This window comes from Haloferula sp. BvORR071, from assembly GCF_000739615.1.
Taxonomy (GTDB): domain Bacteria; phylum Verrucomicrobiota; class Verrucomicrobiia; order Verrucomicrobiales; family Akkermansiaceae; genus Haloferula.
The window spans coordinates 12,635-30,336 of record NZ_BATP01000060.1 but is presented as its reverse complement, the minus strand read 5'-3'; the positions used below and the strand labels follow the sequence as shown (position 1 = coordinate 30,336).

Annotated in this window: 16 protein-coding genes; 11 read left to right on the top strand and 5 right to left on the bottom strand. The window is 62.0% G+C overall.

What is annotated here, in order from left to right; all coding sequences use genetic code 11:
- Positions 1–17 precede the first annotated feature (17 nt).
- Together BV071_RS30530 and BV071_RS30525 are read left to right on the top strand one after the other, a co-directional pair.
- Positions 18–248 (top strand): addiction module protein, encoded by a 231-nt coding sequence (locus BV071_RS30530; RefSeq protein ID WP_035615734.1) that lies wholly within the window; start codon positions 18–20, stop codon positions 246–248.
- A complete protein-coding gene (locus tag BV071_RS30525) occupies positions 245–547 on the top strand; it encodes a type II toxin-antitoxin system RelE/ParE family toxin (protein WP_035615732.1) in 303 nt (100 codons plus the stop codon). The genes BV071_RS30530 and BV071_RS30525 overlap by 4 nt, the downstream gene beginning before the upstream one ends.
- Positions 548–564: 17 nt before the next feature.
- On the opposite strand, the gene lpxD is transcribed toward BV071_RS30525, so the two are convergent.
- Together lpxD and BV071_RS30515 are read right to left on the bottom strand one after the other, a co-directional pair.
- On the bottom strand, positions 565–1,605 hold the full coding sequence (gene lpxD, locus BV071_RS30520) for a UDP-3-O-(3-hydroxymyristoyl)glucosamine N-acyltransferase (protein WP_081886348.1): 1,041 nt from the start codon (positions 1,603–1,605) through the stop codon (positions 565–567).
- 25 nt (positions 1,606–1,630) lie between these two features.
- Complete coding sequence (locus tag BV071_RS30515; protein WP_265595101.1) at positions 1,631–2,275, bottom strand: OmpH family outer membrane protein; 645 nt, start codon at positions 2,273–2,275, stop codon at positions 1,631–1,633.
- A 126-nt stretch (positions 2,276–2,401) separates the two neighbouring features.
- On the opposite strand from BV071_RS30515, the gene panC reads away from it, so the two are divergent.
- Positions 2,402–3,247: a pantoate--beta-alanine ligase gene (panC, locus tag BV071_RS30510; protein ID WP_035615722.1), complete on the top strand. Its 846-nt coding sequence runs from the start codon at positions 2,402–2,404 to the stop codon at positions 3,245–3,247.
- A 408-nt stretch (positions 3,248–3,655) separates the two neighbouring features.
- Here panC and BV071_RS30500 read toward each other — a convergent pair whose 3' ends face one another.
- Complete coding sequence (locus BV071_RS30500; RefSeq protein WP_035615717.1) at positions 3,656–5,752, bottom strand: SdrD B-like domain-containing protein; 2,097 nt, start codon at positions 5,750–5,752, stop codon at positions 3,656–3,658.
- Between the two features lie 104 nt (positions 5,753–5,856).
- Here BV071_RS30500 and BV071_RS30495 point away from each other — a divergent pair, with 104 nt between their 5' ends.
- The 3 genes from BV071_RS30495 to BV071_RS34580 are packed head-to-tail and all read left to right on the top strand — an operon-like array spanning position 5,857 to position 7,152.
- Positions 5,857–6,654, top strand: a complete 798-nt coding sequence (locus tag BV071_RS30495; RefSeq protein WP_035615716.1) for a hypothetical protein — start codon at positions 5,857–5,859, stop codon at positions 6,652–6,654.
- A gap of 50 nt (positions 6,655–6,704) precedes the next feature.
- A complete protein-coding gene (locus BV071_RS30490) occupies positions 6,705–6,932 on the top strand; it encodes a hypothetical protein (protein WP_265595100.1) in 228 nt (75 codons plus the stop codon).
- A complete protein-coding gene (locus tag BV071_RS34580; protein ID WP_075091053.1) occupies positions 6,901–7,152 on the top strand; it encodes a hypothetical protein in 252 nt (83 codons plus the stop codon). The genes BV071_RS30490 and BV071_RS34580 overlap by 32 nt, the downstream gene beginning before the upstream one ends.
- 17 nt (positions 7,153–7,169) lie before the next feature.
- On the opposite strand, the gene BV071_RS30485 is transcribed toward BV071_RS34580, so the two are convergent.
- Positions 7,170–7,469, bottom strand: coding sequence for a hypothetical protein (locus tag BV071_RS30485; RefSeq protein ID WP_035615712.1), 300 nt, complete (start codon positions 7,467–7,469; stop codon positions 7,170–7,172).
- Positions 7,470–7,598: 129 nt separating this feature from the next.
- Between BV071_RS30485 and nadB the strand changes: the two genes are divergently transcribed.
- The 5 genes from nadB (at position 7,599) to tal (ending at position 13,722) form a co-directional block, all read left to right on the top strand.
- Positions 7,599–9,218, top strand: a complete 1,620-nt coding sequence (gene nadB / locus BV071_RS30480; protein ID WP_035616036.1) for an L-aspartate oxidase — start codon at positions 7,599–7,601, stop codon at positions 9,216–9,218.
- A 14-nt stretch (positions 9,219–9,232) separates the two neighbouring features.
- Positions 9,233–10,153: a hypothetical protein gene (locus BV071_RS30475; protein ID WP_265595099.1), complete on the top strand. Its 921-nt coding sequence runs from the start codon at positions 9,233–9,235 to the stop codon at positions 10,151–10,153.
- 56 nt (positions 10,154–10,209) lie between these two features.
- A complete protein-coding gene (locus BV071_RS30470; protein WP_035615710.1) occupies positions 10,210–11,235 on the top strand; it encodes a hypothetical protein in 1,026 nt (341 codons plus the stop codon).
- A complete protein-coding gene (locus BV071_RS30465) occupies positions 11,133–12,545 on the top strand; it encodes a hypothetical protein (protein WP_035615707.1) in 1,413 nt (470 codons plus the stop codon). Before BV071_RS30470 ends, BV071_RS30465 begins: the two co-directional genes overlap by 103 nt.
- Before the next feature lie 217 nt (positions 12,546–12,762).
- Positions 12,763–13,722: a transaldolase gene (tal, locus tag BV071_RS30460; protein WP_035615704.1), complete on the top strand. Its 960-nt coding sequence runs from the start codon at positions 12,763–12,765 to the stop codon at positions 13,720–13,722.
- A 90-nt stretch (positions 13,723–13,812) separates the two neighbouring features.
- Here tal and BV071_RS30455 read toward each other — a convergent pair whose 3' ends face one another.
- Positions 13,813–17,511: an autotransporter-associated beta strand repeat-containing protein gene (locus BV071_RS30455; RefSeq protein ID WP_035615702.1), complete on the bottom strand. Its 3,699-nt coding sequence runs from the start codon at positions 17,509–17,511 to the stop codon at positions 13,813–13,815.
- Between the last annotated feature and the right edge of the window lie 191 nt (positions 17,512–17,702).

Sequence of the window (17,702 nt, the reverse complement as noted above, 5' to 3'; positions counted from 1 at the left end):
AGCGTCCCGCTGTAAACATGGACGCGCTTACTCTCGAACAGGAGGCTTTGAAGCTGCCGCCACTGGCGCGAATCCAGCTGGCCGAGCTTCTTTACGCGAGTCTGGAGGCGGAGCGGGACCAAGAGTGGGAAGCCAAGGTCTCCACAGAACTCAATTCCCGCTGGGAAGCTTATCAGAAGGGTGAACTCGGCTCTAGTCAGGGCTTTGAATTTTTGGACCGCATCGAATCCAGGGCCCCGAGCCAATGAGGCTCCGCGTCCTTGAGTCTGCCGAGGCCGACGTCGCGAAGGCCTTCGACTACTACGAAGACCAATCTCGTGGATTAGGTTTCAAGATGACGAGGGAACTCGGCGAGGCCTTGCACAGGATTTTGGATCACCCGACAGCAAATCCGCCTTTCGACTCCTCCCACCGACGTCGCAACCTCAAGAAGTTCCCCTACGGAATCTTCTATCGGCTGCATAACGATGAGGTCGTTTTTGCAGCCTTCTTCCACAATCGGTCCGATCCAGCAAGGTGGGACAAGCTGCTCAAGAAGCGCGGTTAGCCAGCGCAACCCTTTCCTCAGGCACCGTCCTGATCCCCCAACTTCTTCTCCAGTGCCTTCACCCGCTCGGCCAGCTTCGGGAGATTCTTGTAGTGAGCCCGTGAGCGCTGCTCCTCCATGATCGGCCGGGCCGGGTTGCCACCGTAGGTGACCCCACCCTCGAGATCCGCCGTCACCCCGGTTCGCGCGCCGAGCATCGCCTTCGAGCCGATCTTCACGTGCCCTGCGACGCCGACCTGCGCCGCAGCCACCACGTAATCGCCAAAATGGGAACTACCCGCAATCCCGGTCAGGGCGATGAGCAGGCAGTGCTTTCCGATCTGCACGTTGTGGCCGACCTGAACGAGGTTATCGATCTTGGTCCCCTCCCCGATCACCGTGCGGCCGAAGCGCGCGCGGTCCACCGTGCTATTGGCACCGATCTCCACGTCGTTCCCGATTACCACGATCCCGACTTGGTCGACCTTCTTGTGGCGGCCGTCCACCATCTCGTAGCCGTAACCATCCGAGCCGATCACCACCCCGGGCTGGAGGGTCACCCGATCACCCAAAATGCAGCGTTCGCGGACCGTGACGTTTGCCTGGATAAAACAATCGTGGCCGATCCGCACTCCCTCATAAATCACCGAATTCGGCCCGATCTCGCTGCCATCGCCGATCACAGCACCCGCCATGATCACCGCCCCGGCATGCACCCGGACCTTGTCCGGATCCAGCTTGGCCGCCTCATCGACAATCGCGCGCGGATGAATCCCCGGCGTGAAGCGCCGCGCCACGGCGGACACAAAATGCGCCACCGCCTTGCTGAATGCTTGTGAGGGATGGTCTGCGGAGATCAGCGCACAGCCCTCCGGTCCATCCTCTGTTCCACGCGGCACGATCACCGCGCCAGCCTTCGTCACCAGATATTGGCTGCGATACTTCTCGTTGCCGAGGAAGGACAGCTCCGTGGAGGCGGCCTCATCCAAGGATGAGATGCCATCGATCAAAAGATCGAGCTCGCCCCGGACGACGTCACCATCGACCAGACGGGCGAGCTCGGAAAGAGTCAGGACCACAGTTTGGCAGCTTGAATCCAATCGCTTACTCTCCGGGAGCCGGGGTCGGCGTCAGCGGGGTGCTACCGTCATCCGGGGTGGGCTTGCTCTCCGCCGGGGCATCCTTGTTCAGTTCCTTCAGCAGAACCGCGGTGATGTCCGTCGCGTCCTTGGTGTAGAGGAAGAAGGGAACCTGCGAGGTGCTCAGGCCAGACTTGTCGAAGACGTAGTCGAAGTCTTCCGCCTTGGCCTTCTCTTCGACCAGCTTGCGGATCTCTTCGAGGATGCCCTTCATCCGCTGGACCATCTTCTCGTTGAGGCCCTGGTTGCGGCGCTGGAGGAACTCGCGACGCTCGCGGTCAAGCGCGATGCCTTCCTGCTGCTTGATATTCCACTCCTGGAAAACCGACTGCTTCTTCGCGTCCGAAATCGAGGGATCCTCAAGCTGCTTGCGCATGCCCTGCAGCTCGGTGTCCAGCTGGCGGATACGGTCCAAACGCTCGTTGTTGTCCTTCTGGATCTTGGCCCGCTCGACGTTGATTTCCTTCTGCGCCTCGTTGGTGCGGTGATATTCCTTGAAGAGCTGCTGCATATCGACGGTGGCGATCTTCAGCTTGCCCTCTTGGGCCGCGGCGGTCCCGATGAAGGCGGTTGCAGCCACGAGGGCGATAAAACGGCGGATGATGGTCATTGATTGGAAGGGGTTCCCCTTGGGATTGGGCCGGACCTTGAACCGAAAATTCCGGAGCGTCAACGCCCCATCCGGGCCGAATCCGGGCCTTGCGCCGGGACTTTTCGGCCTCATTTTGGCCCCGTCATGCGCATCGCCGCCACTGCCCCGGAACTCCGCCGCGAAATCGCCGCCCTACCCCGCCCGCTCGTCCTCGTCCCGACCATGGGTGCCCTACACGAGGGGCACCTCGCGCTGGTCCGCCGGGCCCGGGAAAAAGCCGGTCCCGCCGGCACTGTGGCCGTCTCAATCTTTGTCAATCCGATCCAATTCGACCGCCCCGGCGACCTCGCCGCCTACCCGAAGCCGCTGGAGGACGATCTCGCCAAGTGCCGTGACGCTGGGGTCGATCTGGCCTTCACCCCGGAATCCGGTGCGATGTATTTCCCGGATCGCTCGATCACAGTGACGGAATCGTTGCTCTCCACCCACCTTTGCGGCGCGACCCGCCCCGGCCACTTCGACGGGGTCTGCACCGTGGTCCTCAAGCTCTTCAACCTCTTCCAAGCGGACGCCGCGGTTTTTGGGGAGAAGGACGTCCAGCAGCTCGCAATCCTCCGCCGCATGGTCCGGGACCTCGACGTGCCCGTGGAAATCATCGGCTACCCCACCGTCCGCGAGGCGGACGGATTGGCGATGTCCTCCCGCAATGTCCGCCTGACGCCCGAGCACCGCGCCGATGCCCCGCGCATCCGCCGCGCCTTGGAAGGGGCCCGCTCCCTGCTCCAATTCGGCGAGCGCGCCGCCGCGCCCTTCCTCGCCGCTGCGCGGAAGCACCTGGAGGAGTCCCCTTTCGCCCAGATCGATTATCTGGAGTTGGTGGACGCGGAGACACTCCAGCCCGTCGGCCAGATCAGGAAACCCGCGGTGCTGGCCACGGCGGTGTTTTATGGAGAGGTCCGGCTGATCGACCACGTGACGCTGCTTCCCTGAGCGCCTTGTTCAATCAAGCTTACCCATCCTGAGTGACACCCGTGGTCCAAAGGACACTGCAGCTCTCACAACCAAATGAGATGAGGGAATCGTCTTTCATCTCGCGGTGCAGCATTTTGCCACATCTCTGGCAACGGCAGCGGCGCATGCGGAACCGCTGAAGGACGAATCCCACCAACCAGAATCCCAAGCCGGGAACAAAGAGCCACGGAATATTCCAAATGGCCCCTGCGAGCATGAAGCCCGAAAAGGGAAGCCCTGTCGCCAGATCCTCTCTCCGGGCTTTCCTTTGCCAGTCGCTCGCCGCCAACTTCTCGGACATCGCAGCGAGAAATAGCTACCAGCCGCTCCATTGACAAGGGCCGCATCCGGAAGCGACCGGTGCAGTCGGTTCATCCGGCCACCGGATCACCTCGTTCGCCGCATCCGGAAACACTTCTTCGGCACCGAAGGCGTGAGCGCGACGCTCCGCGTGCCGGTGGAGCTGATGGTCGGGAAGGAAGACCCCACCTCTTCCCAGTTCTTCAGATCGGTCGCGGCTTCGATCACATAAGTTCCGAAGACCGGTGCCTGGTAGTCGATCAGCCAATTGGCCGCATCGCGGCGCAGCCCTGTGATCCGGAATGGCGTGATCGTCCGCGCTGTGGCGTTTCCGGTGAAGGTCATACCCACATCAATGCTGGTGATGGAGACCACGTTGCTCGCCACCGTGATCGGGGCAGTGAAGCCGAAGTCGTCGCCGCTGGGGTTCACGTCGCTATCCACCAGGTCGTCGGTGCCCGCATCCTTGGGCGAAAACTCGTCCGTGCCCATCGGTCGCAGGGCCCAGATGCGGTAGTTGCCCGGCCCGGGGGCTTGGAGGGTGTAGTTGCCGTTCGAGTTGCTCACGGTGGAAGCGAGCATGCTGGTCTTGTCCTCGTCCCAGAGTTCGAGCTCCACGTTTGGAACACCCTCCTCGCTGGCATCCTTGATGCCGTCCCCATCGACGTCGTGCCAGACGAGATTGCCCATGGCGATGAGGTAGACAAAGCCGGCATCGAGATCGCGTCGCACCGCGCCTGCTGCCAGAGTGAACCACGAGGTGTAGCCGTCCGCGTTGATGTCGCTGTCGATATCGTTGTCGAAGCCTTGGTTCGGATGCGGGCTCGGGATCATCCCCCCCGGCGCGGTGAAGTGCAGGCGATAGGTGCCCGGTGCCGCCTTGAAGGAATAGAAGCCGTTCGTGGCAGTGGTCGTCGTCGCCACCAGTCCGCTGGTGTTGTAAAGTTCGACCTGCACGCCGGAGACATTGCCCGTTTCCTGCAGCCCTCCCGCGGAGGCCCGGAAGGCCCGGTCACCGATGTTATGATCCTTCATGGGATCCTCGACGATCCCGGCGTCGATGCTGGTGATGGAAATCACGTTGCTGGCGATCGGCAGCACGTCGGTGAAGCCCGCATAGCTTCCGCTGGGATTGAAGTCACTGTCCTTGAGATCATCGGACCCGGCATTCTTCACCGTGAGCCTGTCCCCGGCGTAGCGCGGGATGACCCGCACCCGGTAGGAGGCCCCGGGTAACACCTCCAGGGAATAGATGCCGTTTGCATCGGTGGTGTCTGTTCCCAGCAGCTTGTTCAGGCTGTCGTTCCAGATTTGCACCGTAGTCCCGGGAATCCCCGGCTCGCTGGTATCCTTGATGCCGTCTTCATCCACATCGGACCAAACGAGGTTCCCCACAGTGGCGGAGTAGACGAATCCAGCATCCAGGTTGTGGATCTTCACGGCAGTGCTGGTGACGGTGAAGAGGGCCGTGTCGCCGTTGTCGTCAATGTCGCTGTCGTTTGCATCGTCGCCACCGGCATCCTTGAGCGGTGTGGGCAGCCTGCCTGACGGAAACACGAAGTGCAGGCGGTAGCTTCCGGGGTTCGCCAGGAATGAATAGTAACCGTAGGTGTCGGTGATGGTCGTCTGCAGCACGGTCCCCGAGGAATTCCTCAACTGCACCGTCACCCCGCCGATGCCGTAGGCACCGGTCTGGGTGCCGCTGGTATTCGCGTTGAAGACCCGGTCACCCACATTGTTGGAGCCCATGGGATCGGGGAGGAGGCCGCAATCGATCGAAACGATGCTGATGAGGTTCGGGCCAAAGGTATAGACATCCGTGAATCCGAAATCGGTGCCGGATGGATTGACATCGCTGTCCGTGGTATCGGTCGTTTCATCCATCGGGGAGAAGCCGAGTGCGGTGCCGGGAAGCAGGAAGCGCACACGGTAGTCTCCGGGGCCGGGTGCCTCCAGGGTGTAGTTGCCGTTGGAGTTCGTCGTCGTGGAGTCGATCAGGTCGTTCTTCGCGGAATTCCACAACTGCACTGTCACTCCGGCCACCCCGACCTCACCCGGATCCTGCACACCATCGTAATCCGCGTCGCTCCAGACGTAATTCCCGACATTGATCACGCCCGCCGCATGCCCAGTCAGGAAAGCGAAGAGGCAAATCAGGACCGCCGGGAGCCGCAGCGAGATCATGCGGCTTCCAAGCTAGAGGTCTCTTCCGGAAGGTCAACGATAGCTTCTAGCCGCCGTGGTGTTGCCATGATAAACCGCTCCACACACAACCGTTTCGCCTGATCGTGTTACGCCGGACTCTATGCTCTCTCCTGTTCTTCCCTTGGATCGCCCAAGGAAAACCACTCGACACCCGGATCAATGCGGACGGATTCGACAGCGCGGAGAAGGACATTACGAAGATCTGTGAGTCGGTGGCCGCTGAGTTCACCGGAACTTGGAAGGATCTGCCCGGCACAAAGGTCGTGGTCGAGCGCGGCAAGGAGGGCCCGATCACCCTCGACCAACGCAACGAGCAAGGCGAGACGGTGGTGAAACTCGACACGCAAGGCACCTACTGGAGCCAGTATTCCTATCAGTTCGCCCATGAGCTCTGCCATGTGATGGCGACGGGCAACAAACGCGATCGCAAGCATCTCTGGTTCGAGGAGACGATGTGCGAGACCGCTTCGCTCTATTGCCTGCGGAAGATGGAAGGCACCTGGCGCAGCAATGCCCCCTACCCCAACTGGCAGAGCTATGCGCCCAAGTTGGGCGACTATGCGAAGGACGTGATGCTCAAGCGCGAGCACTACCTGCCCCTTGTCCAGAGCGGACTGCCCGCTTTCTACAAACAACACCGCGAGCGACTCGAAGCCGAGCCCTGCGACCGCGAGCTGAACGGTGCCATGGCCATCGTGATGCTCGCCTGTTTCGAGAAACAACCGCAGCACTGGGAAGCAGTGAAGTGGCTGAATGCCGGGCCAGCGGGAGAGCTGCCGAGCTTCGCAGCTTTCCTCAAACGCTGGCACGATGCCGGAGGAGCACCGGGAGTTCGTGGCGAGTATTGCCTCGCTCTACGGCATCGATCTCTAGGTCACTGACCCCATTCAGTTCTCTTGCGACCAGCGTCGTTTCAAGGTATTGGTTGCTTATGGGAATTGCTGAAATCATGCAGGAGGTGCGGAAGCTTCCTGATGACCAATTGCTCGCTTTGGCGGAACAGATCGACGAGGAAGCGGCCCGGGCCGTCGATCTTCGTTTCGAGAGCATGATCGAATCGGGAGCCTTCAACGAACTTGCCACCCAAGCCCTGCTCGAAGACCGTCAGCAAAATACGATCCCACTGAATGAAGTCCTCGACCAGCGCGAGCTTCCGTAAGCAGTTCGGCGAGCTGCCTCCAGAAGTGCGTCGTTTGGCCCGGAAGCAATTCCGTCTATGGCTTGAGGACCACTGGCACCCTTCCCTGCACTTCAAGCGCGTGGGTTCCTATTGGTCGGCGAGAGTGGATCGAAATTATCGGGCCTTGGGTGTTGAGAACGACGGACGAATCGTCTGGTTCTATATCGGCAAGCACGACGGCTACGAGAAGCGAATCTGAGCTTGTCGAAGCACACCTCACCCGCCCTTCTTTGAACGACGGGTAGCCTGCATCAGCTCGTGGAGCTTCTCGGCCTTGTAGTAAGCGCTGCGGAAATCCTTCTCCGCATAACTGAACTCCAAGCGGCCGAGCCGCCCCAAGACGCCGGCCCACACCAAAAACACCACGCTAGCTCCGGCGATCAGCCCGAACAGGACGATGAACATGGTTCTCAAGACTCCCGGCGCGATGAAATCGGACCCGAAATACGCCAGCATGAAAGCCATCGCCCCAAGGGCCTGAATACGCCGCAGAGTCAGGTAGGGCAGGCTTCTCATGGCCGGATTGCTTTCTTCCCAATCAAATCGAGCCGGGAGGATCACAGACGGCCACCTCCTCTGCCAGTGGGGATTTTGACGATTTTTGCACTTTTCGTCACCTTGCACGCCGCCATCCTCCCCTCCTCCATGACGAGCGACTTCCTGGTGATCGGCGCAGGCATTGCCGGTCTGACCTTTGCGATCCGGGCTGCGGCCCATGGCTCGGTGATTGTGCTGACCAAGGGGAAAGCACTCGATTCCAATACTGCATGGGCCCAAGGCGGGATCGCCTCCGTGCTGCCCGAAGGTTTCCGGGATGAGGGCGACTCCGTGGAGCTGCATATCGCCGATACCCTCGATGCCGGCGCTGGCCTGTGTAAAGAGGATGCCGTCCGCACCATCATCACCGAAGGCGCCGCAACCATCTCCGACCTGACCAGCCAAGGGGTAAACTTCGACAAGGAGAACGGCGGCGGCCACTTCGCCTTGGGCAAAGAAGGCGGCCACTCGAAGCGCCGGATCCTTCACGCCCGGGATACAACCGGCCGCGAGATCGCGGAATCGCTGGTCGAGGTCGCCCGCAAGACCCCGAACCTGACCCTGCTGGAGGATCATTTCACCATCGACCTGATCACCACCGGCAAGCTCGGAATGGTCACCGAGGACCGCGTGATCGGTGCCTACGTGCTGGAGAAAAAGACCGGCGAAGTGCGGATCTTCCGCTCGGACCGGGTAGTGCTGGCCACTGGCGGCTGCGGCAAGGTTTACCTTTACACCACCAATCCCGACTCCTCGACCGGTGACGGCGTGGCAATGGCCTGGCGGGCCGGCGCGAGCGTGGCGAACATGGAGTTCATCCAGTTCCACCCGACCTGCTTCTACAATCCCGCGGCAGTCGGCGCGGAAGCCCGCTCCTTCCTGGTGAGCGAGGCGGTGCGCGGTGAAGGCGCGATCCTGATCAACGCCCGCGGCGAGGATTTCACCAAGAAGGCCGATCCCCGCGGTTCACTGGCCCCCCGCGACATCGTCGCCCGGGCGATCGACCGCGAAATCAAGCGGACCGGCGCGCCCTGCGTGTATCTGGACGTCACCCAAAAGCCGCCGGGCTTCATGCGCGAGCGTTTCCCCTTCATTTACGAGAAGCTCCTGAGCTTCGGGCTGGATTGCGAAAAGCAACCCATCCCGGTCGTCCCCGCGGCCCACTACCAGTGCGGCGGCGTGGTGGCGGACGTAAACGGGAAGACCACCATCCGGGGGCTCTACGCCATCGGCGAGGTCGCCTGCACCGGTCTGCACGGAGCCAACCGCTTGGCCTCCAATTCCTTACTCGAAGGCAATGTGATGGCCCGCCGGGCCTTGGAGGACATTTTGCTCCACTACGGGGTCGCCAAACACGCCGACGAGGCACCCGGAATCCCGGAATGGCACCATGGGGACGTGGCCGTGCCGGACGAATTGGTGGTGATTTACCACAATTGGGACGAACTCCGGCGCCTGATGTGGGACTACGTTTCAATCGTCCGGACCGACAATCGGCTGCGCCGTGCGGCCACGCGATTGCGTAATTTGAAAAAGGAGGTCCGTGAGTTTTACTGGGGGCACCGCGTTACCGCGGATATTCTTGAGTTGCGCAACCTCATCGCAGTCGCTTCTCTAGTCGTCGACTGCGCGCTACGACGCCGCGAGTCCAGAGGTCTGCACCACACCTTGGACTACCCCGGCACGGACGAAAGATTTCTCAGAGATACCGTCCTCCGGCGGTTTTAAAAAGCAAACGAAAGATGGGAAGATCCGCGACGAAGATTGGAACCGCCTACCCGGCCCGCCTGCGGACCGGAGCACTTGCCCTCCCTCTCTTCCTCTCGGCCTTGGCCGCGGCACCGTTCGCGACCGGCCAGACAGCCACCACTTCGAACGCCCTGCCACGGGTCGTGATCCCGACCTCGAACCGCCCGACCGCACCGCTGGTCCGGCCGGGAAATCAGGCTCAGGGCATCCTTTATCCGTGGCGGCTGAATATCACCGCCACCGTTTTCTGGATCGGCGAAGCGCCCTCCCAGAACAACCCGACGCCCAATAACAAGTCCTCCTGGGACCAGCAATGGTCGGAGAATTTTGGTGGCTACGACAATCCCGAGCCCTCCGCCCGGATCGCGGGTGGTGGCGACTACCGTCCAAAGGGCTTCACCCCGCGCCTCAATCCTTTCTACATCGCCCTGCCCTATAACGATGTGGTCAGTTCATCTGCCCACAAGCCGGAAGCCTCCAAGGTCATCCCGTGGTTCGCCCGGATGAATCCGGATCCGGGCAAGACCGTCCTGAAAGGCCGCTGGGTTCAAATCTTCAACGGCAAGACCAGTTGCTACGCCCAGTGGGAGGACTGCGGTCCCTGGATGACGGACGACTGGGAGTATGTGTTCCAAGGCAAAGCGCCCAAGAACCACTCCAATCAGGACGCTGGCATCGATATTTCTCCTGCGATCCGCGACTTCCTCGATCTCCAGTCCGGCCAGAAGTGCCACTGGCGCTTTGTCGAAGCGGGCCAAGTCCCCTACGGCCCTTGGAAGAAGTATGGCCAGGATGTCGCGCGGGCGAACAGCGCCCAAGCGGACGCCCAGCAGACCTACATGGAGTATCTCCGCAGGGTTCGCGACGAAGAGTATCAGCGGAAGACAAAATCGCAATTGGAGAACGGGCACTGAGACGCCTCTGACTCCGCGATTGCCGCCCGGTTCTTTTCCTCCCTAGTTTACCGGCCGTGATCTCCCGCCACCTCCCTCTGCTCCTGCTTGCCCTGATGCTGCCGCTGGCGCGCGGGGCTGAGATCTTCGTCCCCGACATGGCGGCGAATGCGACCCGCCCTTGGCCCGGGAAAGACTTCTGGGCCAATCCCGCGGAAGACTGGCAGCTTGAGAAGGGCCGCTTCGAAAACACCTTCTCCGGGGGCAATCGCAGCATCGTGCTGCTGACTGCCGAACTGGCCCCCAAGCCCAGCAGCTTCACCCTCCGGACGAATGTTGAGCAGGTCTCCTACGAGCTCTTCGGCGAGGGCTACGTCGGTTTCCAAGTGGGGTTGAAGTCCCGTTCCGGTGACTTCCGGGAAGCGGCGATCGCCGGCAGCGGCTTTGCTGCGGGCGTCGATTTCAGAGGCCAACCATTCATCGGCCAAGTGAAAGGCGATGGGCCACCGCTGCCCCTGCCCCTCCGCGGCCTGGTAATCGAACTCAAGGGCGAACCGGTGGGCGCAGGCAGCTACGATCTTAGCCTGCTGGTGCAGGATGAGACCGGCAAGATCCTGGGCTCAGCACGGACCAAGGCCGATGCCAGCTGGCTCAGCGGCTTGATCGCCGTGACCGCGTCCACCCAAGCGCCAACAACAACCGCTTTGGCTACGGCCAGACCAGCGAACCTGCCGGTCCCGGCACAAGCGCGCGAGGGTGAGGGCCGCTTCGCCTTCTCCAAGCTCGAACTGGTGGGTGACAAATTCGAGCGTCACCCGGAGCGAGCCTTCGGCCCGATCCTCTGGACCACCTACACCTTCGACAACGACGGCACCTCTGCCTCTTGGCGCAGGCAGCCCCCTTCGCCCGCAACGAGAAGCTCGATGCGGAACTGCGCCTGCCCGGCCGCGAACCGGTGTCGGCCACTTTGGATCCGGTTTCGCGCAGTGCCCGCTTCCGCATGCTCAAGCTCGATCCCGCGAAGGACTACGCTTACGAAGTGCTGCTCGCCGGCGACTCCTACAAGGGCACGGTACGCGCAGCGCCGACGGGCCGCCCGGTGAAACTCGCCTCGCTCTCCTGCGACGGCGGCTCGGAACTACACGGTGAACTGGTGGCGAACGTCCAGGCCCAGTCACCCGATTTCATTGCCTTCTTGGGCGATCAGGTCCGTGCGGACAGCGGCGGCTATGGCTGCCTCTTCGATCGCCGGTCGAACGACCGCTCGATCCTCTGCTTCCTGCGCAAGTATGCTGTCCACGGCTGGGCGTGGCGGGACACGCTGCGCAATACTCCTTCGATCACCCTGCCGGATGATGAGGATGTTTTCCACCACACGCTTTGGGGAGCCGCCGGCAAGGCCGCCGATATCAGCGATGGCTACGGAGCCGCCTGTGAAGATTCCGGCGGCTACAAGATGTCCGTGGAATTCGTGAATGCGGTGCACCGCTGCCAGACCGGCAACCTACCCGACCCTGCCGATCCCTCGGCCTGCCGGAGCGGAATCAGCGTTTATTTCACCCGCCACGCCTGGGGGCCGCTTGATTTCGCGATCCTGGCCGACCGCCAGTTCAAGTCCGCACCGAAGGCTCTCTTCCCGGCGGCGGGCATCGCGGCCGGCTGGGCTACCGCTGCGGACTCGCAAGCAAAGGCCTCAGTGGCTGCTGACCTCGACTTGCTCGGCATCCGCCAGGAGAACTTCCTGAGCCGCTGGGCCAAGGCTCCGGCGAAGGGCTCGAAATTCCGCATCGCCCTCTCCCAAGCCCCGTTCTGCGCCGCAGAGACCCTCCCCAAGGCGGAAAACGATGACCGTCGCTTGGCCGAATTGCAGGTCTATCCTACCGGGCAATTCCCGCCCGACGATGAACCGAAGGCCGATTTCGAAAGCAACGGCTGGCCGCAGGCACCCCGCCTGAAGGCTCTGAAGTTCCTCGGCGAGGCCCACGCCGTTCATCTCTGCGGCGATCGCCAGCTCGGCATGACCGGCCAGTATGGACTGGAGAATGGTGCGGAGGGTCCGTGGTGGATCAGCTCCCCGGCGATCGACAATTCCATGCCGCGCCGCTGGATGCCTGCCAAGGAAGGCAAGCAGCACCGTGATGGCGACCCGAAGGGGACCGGTGCCTTTGCGGATGCCTTTGGCAATCCATTCACCATTCACGCGGTGGCGAATCCGCAGGACCGCAGCCGGGATCCGGAAACCGTCCGCAAGCGCGCAACGGGCTACACCATGACAACATGGGACCCGTCCGGCAAAGTGCGGGTCGAGACTTGGCCTTCATGGGCATCACCAAGCAAGCCGGCTCCGGACAACAGGCCCTACGAGGGCTGGCCGATTACAATCGATCCAGCGAGCGGGAAGCGGGTGGAATGAGCCAAGCACGCAGCCGATCCTTGGTATCTTTTTGCTTCCGGGAATTCACAGTCCGCTTGGCCACGTTCGTCGTGACCCTGCGCCTGCCGCTGGGATGAGCGGAATTCGTTCTGTCCATGAAACCCCTTTGACGAACGCGCCACCTTGGTATGATTCCCCTCGGCGGACACTTTTTGCCCTCGCCATTAAGGCCGTTCCCGCCTACCCCGCACCCGCCATGAGCGCCACGCAACTCGATCAACTGAAGCAGTTCACCACCGTCGTTGCCGATACCGGCGACTTCGAGTCGATGAAGGCCTACCAGCCGCAGGACGCGACCACCAACCCGTCGCTGATTCTCCAAGCATCGGAGAAACCGGCTTACAAGCACCTCGTCGACAAAGCCGTGGCCGAGTTCAAGGGCGGCTCGCTCTCCGGCCAAGCGCAGATCGATGCCGTGCTCGACCGCATCCTGATCCTCTTCGGTCTGGAGATCCTCAAGATCGTCCCGGGCCGCGTTTCGACGGAAGTCGATGCCCGCCTGTCCTTCGACACCGAAGCCACCGTGGCCAAGGCCCGCCACCTGATCGCCGAATACGCGAAGGAAGGCATCGCCAAGGAGCGCGTGCTGATCAAGATCGCCTCCACTTGGGAAGGTATCAAGGCCGCCGAGATCCTCGAGAAGGAAGGCATCCACTGCAACCTGACCTTGCTCTTCTCCTTCGCCCAAGCCGTCGCTTGCGCCGAAGCCGGTGTGCGTCTCATCTCGCCCTTCGTCGGCCGTATCCTCGATTGGTACAAGGCCTCGACCGGCAAGACCTTCGAAGGCGACGAAGATCCCGGCGTGATCTCGGTGAAGCAGATCTACACCTACTACAAGAAGTTCGGCTACAAGACCCAGGTGATGGGAGCCTCCTTCCGCAACAAGGGTGAGATCCTCGCGCTGGCCGGTTGCGATCTGCTGACCATCAGCCCTGGCCTGCTCGGCGAGTTGGCTTCCTCCGGCGATCCGATCGAGCGCCGCCTCTCCCCGGAGGAATCCGCGAAGGCTGATCTCCAGAAGGCGACATTCGACGAGAAGTCCTTCCGCTTCGCGCTGAACGAAGACGCGATGGCCACCGAGAAGACCGCCCAAGGTATCCGCGCCTTCGCCGCGGACATCGTGAAGCTGGAGAAGCTGGTGGCCGGACTGCTCTGAACGAGCCCGACCTCTTCAAAATTAAAAAACGAAGAAGGCCCCGCGAGCTGACGCTCGCGGGGCCTTCTCATTCTAACATCATGCGGGACCTCAGGGTGTCACCACAGCCCTCAGGAAGCCCTTGATCGAGGTAGGCGTTCCATTCGAGCCGCTGAGGCTGAAGCTGCGGTATTCATATCCCGCGGGCGCTGCGGGCAAGCCGGTGATCACCGGGCTGACCACCGTGACCGTGGCGGGGAATGAAGCGAGGTTGTTACTCCCTTCAATCTTGTAGGTGTATCCGTCCTTGGTGGCAGTCGGAGACGGGCTTCCCGTGAATACGGGAGTGCCTGCTCTCACAGCGATGGTGAGCAGCAGCTCCTTGTCGGTGTCCGCATCGGCACCGCTGTCCGCGATCAGCACATAGGACTTCGCGTTGTTGGAGCCGCTGTTAGGCGCGCCGCCCATGGCGAACTCAAGGGAGTTTGCATCGCCATCATGGTCGGGGTCCGCGCCCGCACCGACGATCGCAGGATTCGTCTCACCGGGGAAGTAAGTGGCAATCCATGCCGCGTAGCCGCTCGGGGTACCAGAAGACACGAGCTCGATCTGGTGCGCGGCCGTGTTGTAATTCACGGCGTAACCGGCAGGCAGATCCAACACGGTAGCGAAGGTCCCGGTGAGCGTCCCCGTGTAGGAGGCGATCACATAGGTTCCAAGCGTGGCACCTGCTCCCACGGGATTCACGTCAAGCGTGGCACCGGTGATGTCCAGATTGCCGCCTGCGACGATGCGGTCCGATCCGGTATTGGTCACGTCACAGGAGTAAACCCCTGCCACCTTCACATTGCCGGTGGCATTCAGAGCACCCGAGGCCGAACGAATCTGAATCCCCGCAGTGGTCAGATTGGGCAAGGTGAAGGCCGTGTAGGAATTGCCATCGAGCGGATCCGCCGGTGTGGTGGTGGTGAATCCGACGCCCTTCCCGGGTCCCCAGTTGGAGGTGGAGACGGGACCAACACCACCGGCCCCTTGGCCGGCCGAGAGACTGACAGGATACCAGCCTGGTCCCGTCGAAGTGAAGGAACCCGAAGTGGCCACGTCCCAAGCACCATTCGAAAGCACGGTGGCACCTCCAATGCTGAGCGCGATCGAGTCATCGAAATTCTCAGCGAAGTAATAGACCGTGCCAGCAGTGCCCGGCAGGTAGATCTCCCCTGAGTAGATGTAGGTGGTTGAATTCGGAATCACCACTCCGCTGGTGTTGTGTAATTCCTGGAAGTCGCCGGTCGTGGTCACCGTGGAGGTGGCACCGGATACCGCAGTGCGGACCAACTGGTCATTCGCCGAGGGCGGGCCGCTCGGGGAAACCGTGCCACCGCTCGCAACATTGAGGGAAGCCAGCGTGCCATTCGCGACCAAGGAGGCCGAAGCCGCGACGGAGACCGCACTGTTAGGAAGCGATCCCGCGACCAAGGTGCCGCCGTTGACGCTGGTCGCGCCGCTGTAGCTGGCGGTGCCGCTCAGCGTGAGCGTATTCGGCCCGGCCTTCACCAGCGCGAGGTTATTCTCATTCGTGCCGCTGCCACCGAGACTGCCACTGAAGCTGGCGTCCGCCACCGTATCAAAGGCGTCGATCGCCGGACTGACGGTGAGCGTCGAAGCCGTCGCGGACGCGCCGGTGATCCGGCCCGAACCGGTGAGCTTCTTGACGCTCTGGCTGGTGCCGCCAAGCGCGAGAGTAGCACCGGCGCTGGTCAGGCTCAGGTCGGCTGCTGCTCCGATCGCCTGATTGACGCCGGTGATGACCTTGCCGGCTTCAATCCGGAGAGCCTCATTCTCGGCAGTCGCGGCGCCATTGAGGCGGAGCGACCCCTCACCACGCTTGATCAGGCCGTACCCCTGGCTATGAACATTGAGCGGCCCGTTAACGATGAGATCGCCGGTCGCATTGTTGTCACCAACATCAACCCGCATGGCCATGCCGTAGCCCATCTGGACGAGCTGGATATTGGAATCAATCACCGAGCCGGAAGCGGGTGAACTGCAAGTCAGACCGACGCTGTTGATGTCGAAGATGCCGAGGCCAGCCAAGCCGTCGCCATATTGGCGGATGGTGGAAGGAGCATCGAGCAGGTTCAGGCCGCCGCTCACATTGTAGGTGGTGCCGCCCTTGAGATAGAGACCGCTGGTGTCCGAAACAGCGTTGCCCCTGACGTCCATCTTGGTATTCGCATAGCCGCCTCCGGTCGTATAGCCGATCTTCAGGGTGGCCCCCGACAGGACGACGTATGCATTGTCGGCCGCCTTCTTCTGCACTTCCATGGTCCCCTCGCCCACGGTGGCAGTGCCGGTCCAGGTGGAGTTGCCGGTGGTCGTGATGGTGCCGGTGCCGAGCTTGGTCAGGAATCCCGGCCCTGAGATCACGCCGCCCAAGGTCTGGCTGGCCGAGCTGCCGAAGACGATGTCCCCGCCGGTCGCAATATCGCCGGGATAAGTCGGAGCGCCCAAGGTGCCCGCTCCGGAAATTTCAAGGATGCCGCCGCTCACCACCGTATTCCCGGTGAAGGTATTCGCGGTGCTGATCGTGACGTAGCTGTTGCCGCCCTTCACGATGCCACCGGTGCCCCCGATGGAACCGCCTCCCGAAATGGTGTAATCGCTGTCGTCATCGGGAAACTCGACGGAAGCCGGGGTCACCGCAGCGGTGAGTGAGACATTGGTCACCGTCGAGTCGGCAGTGAAACGGGTGATGAGGCCGTTACCGAAAGCGCTCGGGCTCCCGTTGCGCAGCCAGTTGAGCGCGCTGGCGTTCCAGAGATTGCTGGCACTCCCAGTCCAGGACTGCGTGGCGCTAATGCTCACGGACACCGTGGGACTGGTCACCGGGCTGCCGGGGAAGGCGCTGCTGGAGACGACCATATCGTAGGTGCCGCTGTCAGAAGTCGCCGCGCCGAACACGGTATACTCAAGGGAGTTCGCACCGGGGATATTCGTCCCGTTGTGCCGCCACTGGTAGCTGAGCGTACCGATCCCGATCGCATTGGCAGTGAGAGTGAAAGTCTCCCCCACCGGCGCACTGGTGGTGCTCGGTGAGATCCGCGTGATCAAGGGCTTGTCCGTGATGATCACGCCAGCGAGCCCGCTGGTCACACCGCCGGTGTTGTTCGGGCCACTCAAGGTCAGGGTATCACCATCCAAGGGAGTGCTCATGGAGCCCAAGGCCCATTTCGCGGAATGCGCGGAGTAGTAGCCCCCCGTTGTATTGATGGTGAAATAGTCCAGAGACTGGCTCGTGCTGCCGCCGTCGTCGCTCACGCTCAGCGGCGCGAAGCTGCTACTGTCATTGCCAGCGACCACCGGCTGGATCACGTAGCCATTCGGGAAAGTCGCGGCGAGGTGGCTGACGGTAACGGAGAAGCCGGGAGAGCCCCCCGCCCCGCCGGTAGCACCGCCATAGATCGCGCCATTCAGTACGTCGGTTTCGCCCGCCGGCAGGTCGGGGCTTCTGCCCGGATTGGTGCCGGTGAAGAAATTGTTCCCGTCGGTGTAGGCTACCGCCAGGGGGCCGGCGGTGAAGCTCCCGCTCGTCACATAGCTATCGTAGGTCCACGTCGCCGCGTCATTGCTGGCCGGGGTGTAGGAGGTCGACCAGTTCGCGGCCGGCACGCCAAAGGCGGGGCCCGAGACCACCCGGCCGTTGTTCGGGTCATTCGCGGAGCCGTAGCTTCCCCAAAAATTGATACCGATGGTGGTGAGCGCTTGGCTCTGGCTGGCCCCCAGCATCATGGCCGCCACGGGCACAGTCATGAGCGTCTTGTGGAGAATGGGGCGACGTTTTCTTTTCATGAGGTCTTTGAGCGTTAGTGAGGTCGAGGTCGAACTTCCCGTCGCGGATTCAGCCCAATTAGGGGAATAAGCCGAAATTCTGCGGGATTACTGCAATACAACCCTCCAAATACGGAGAAGTTGCCATCAGGTATCACATTCCGTTCCATTTT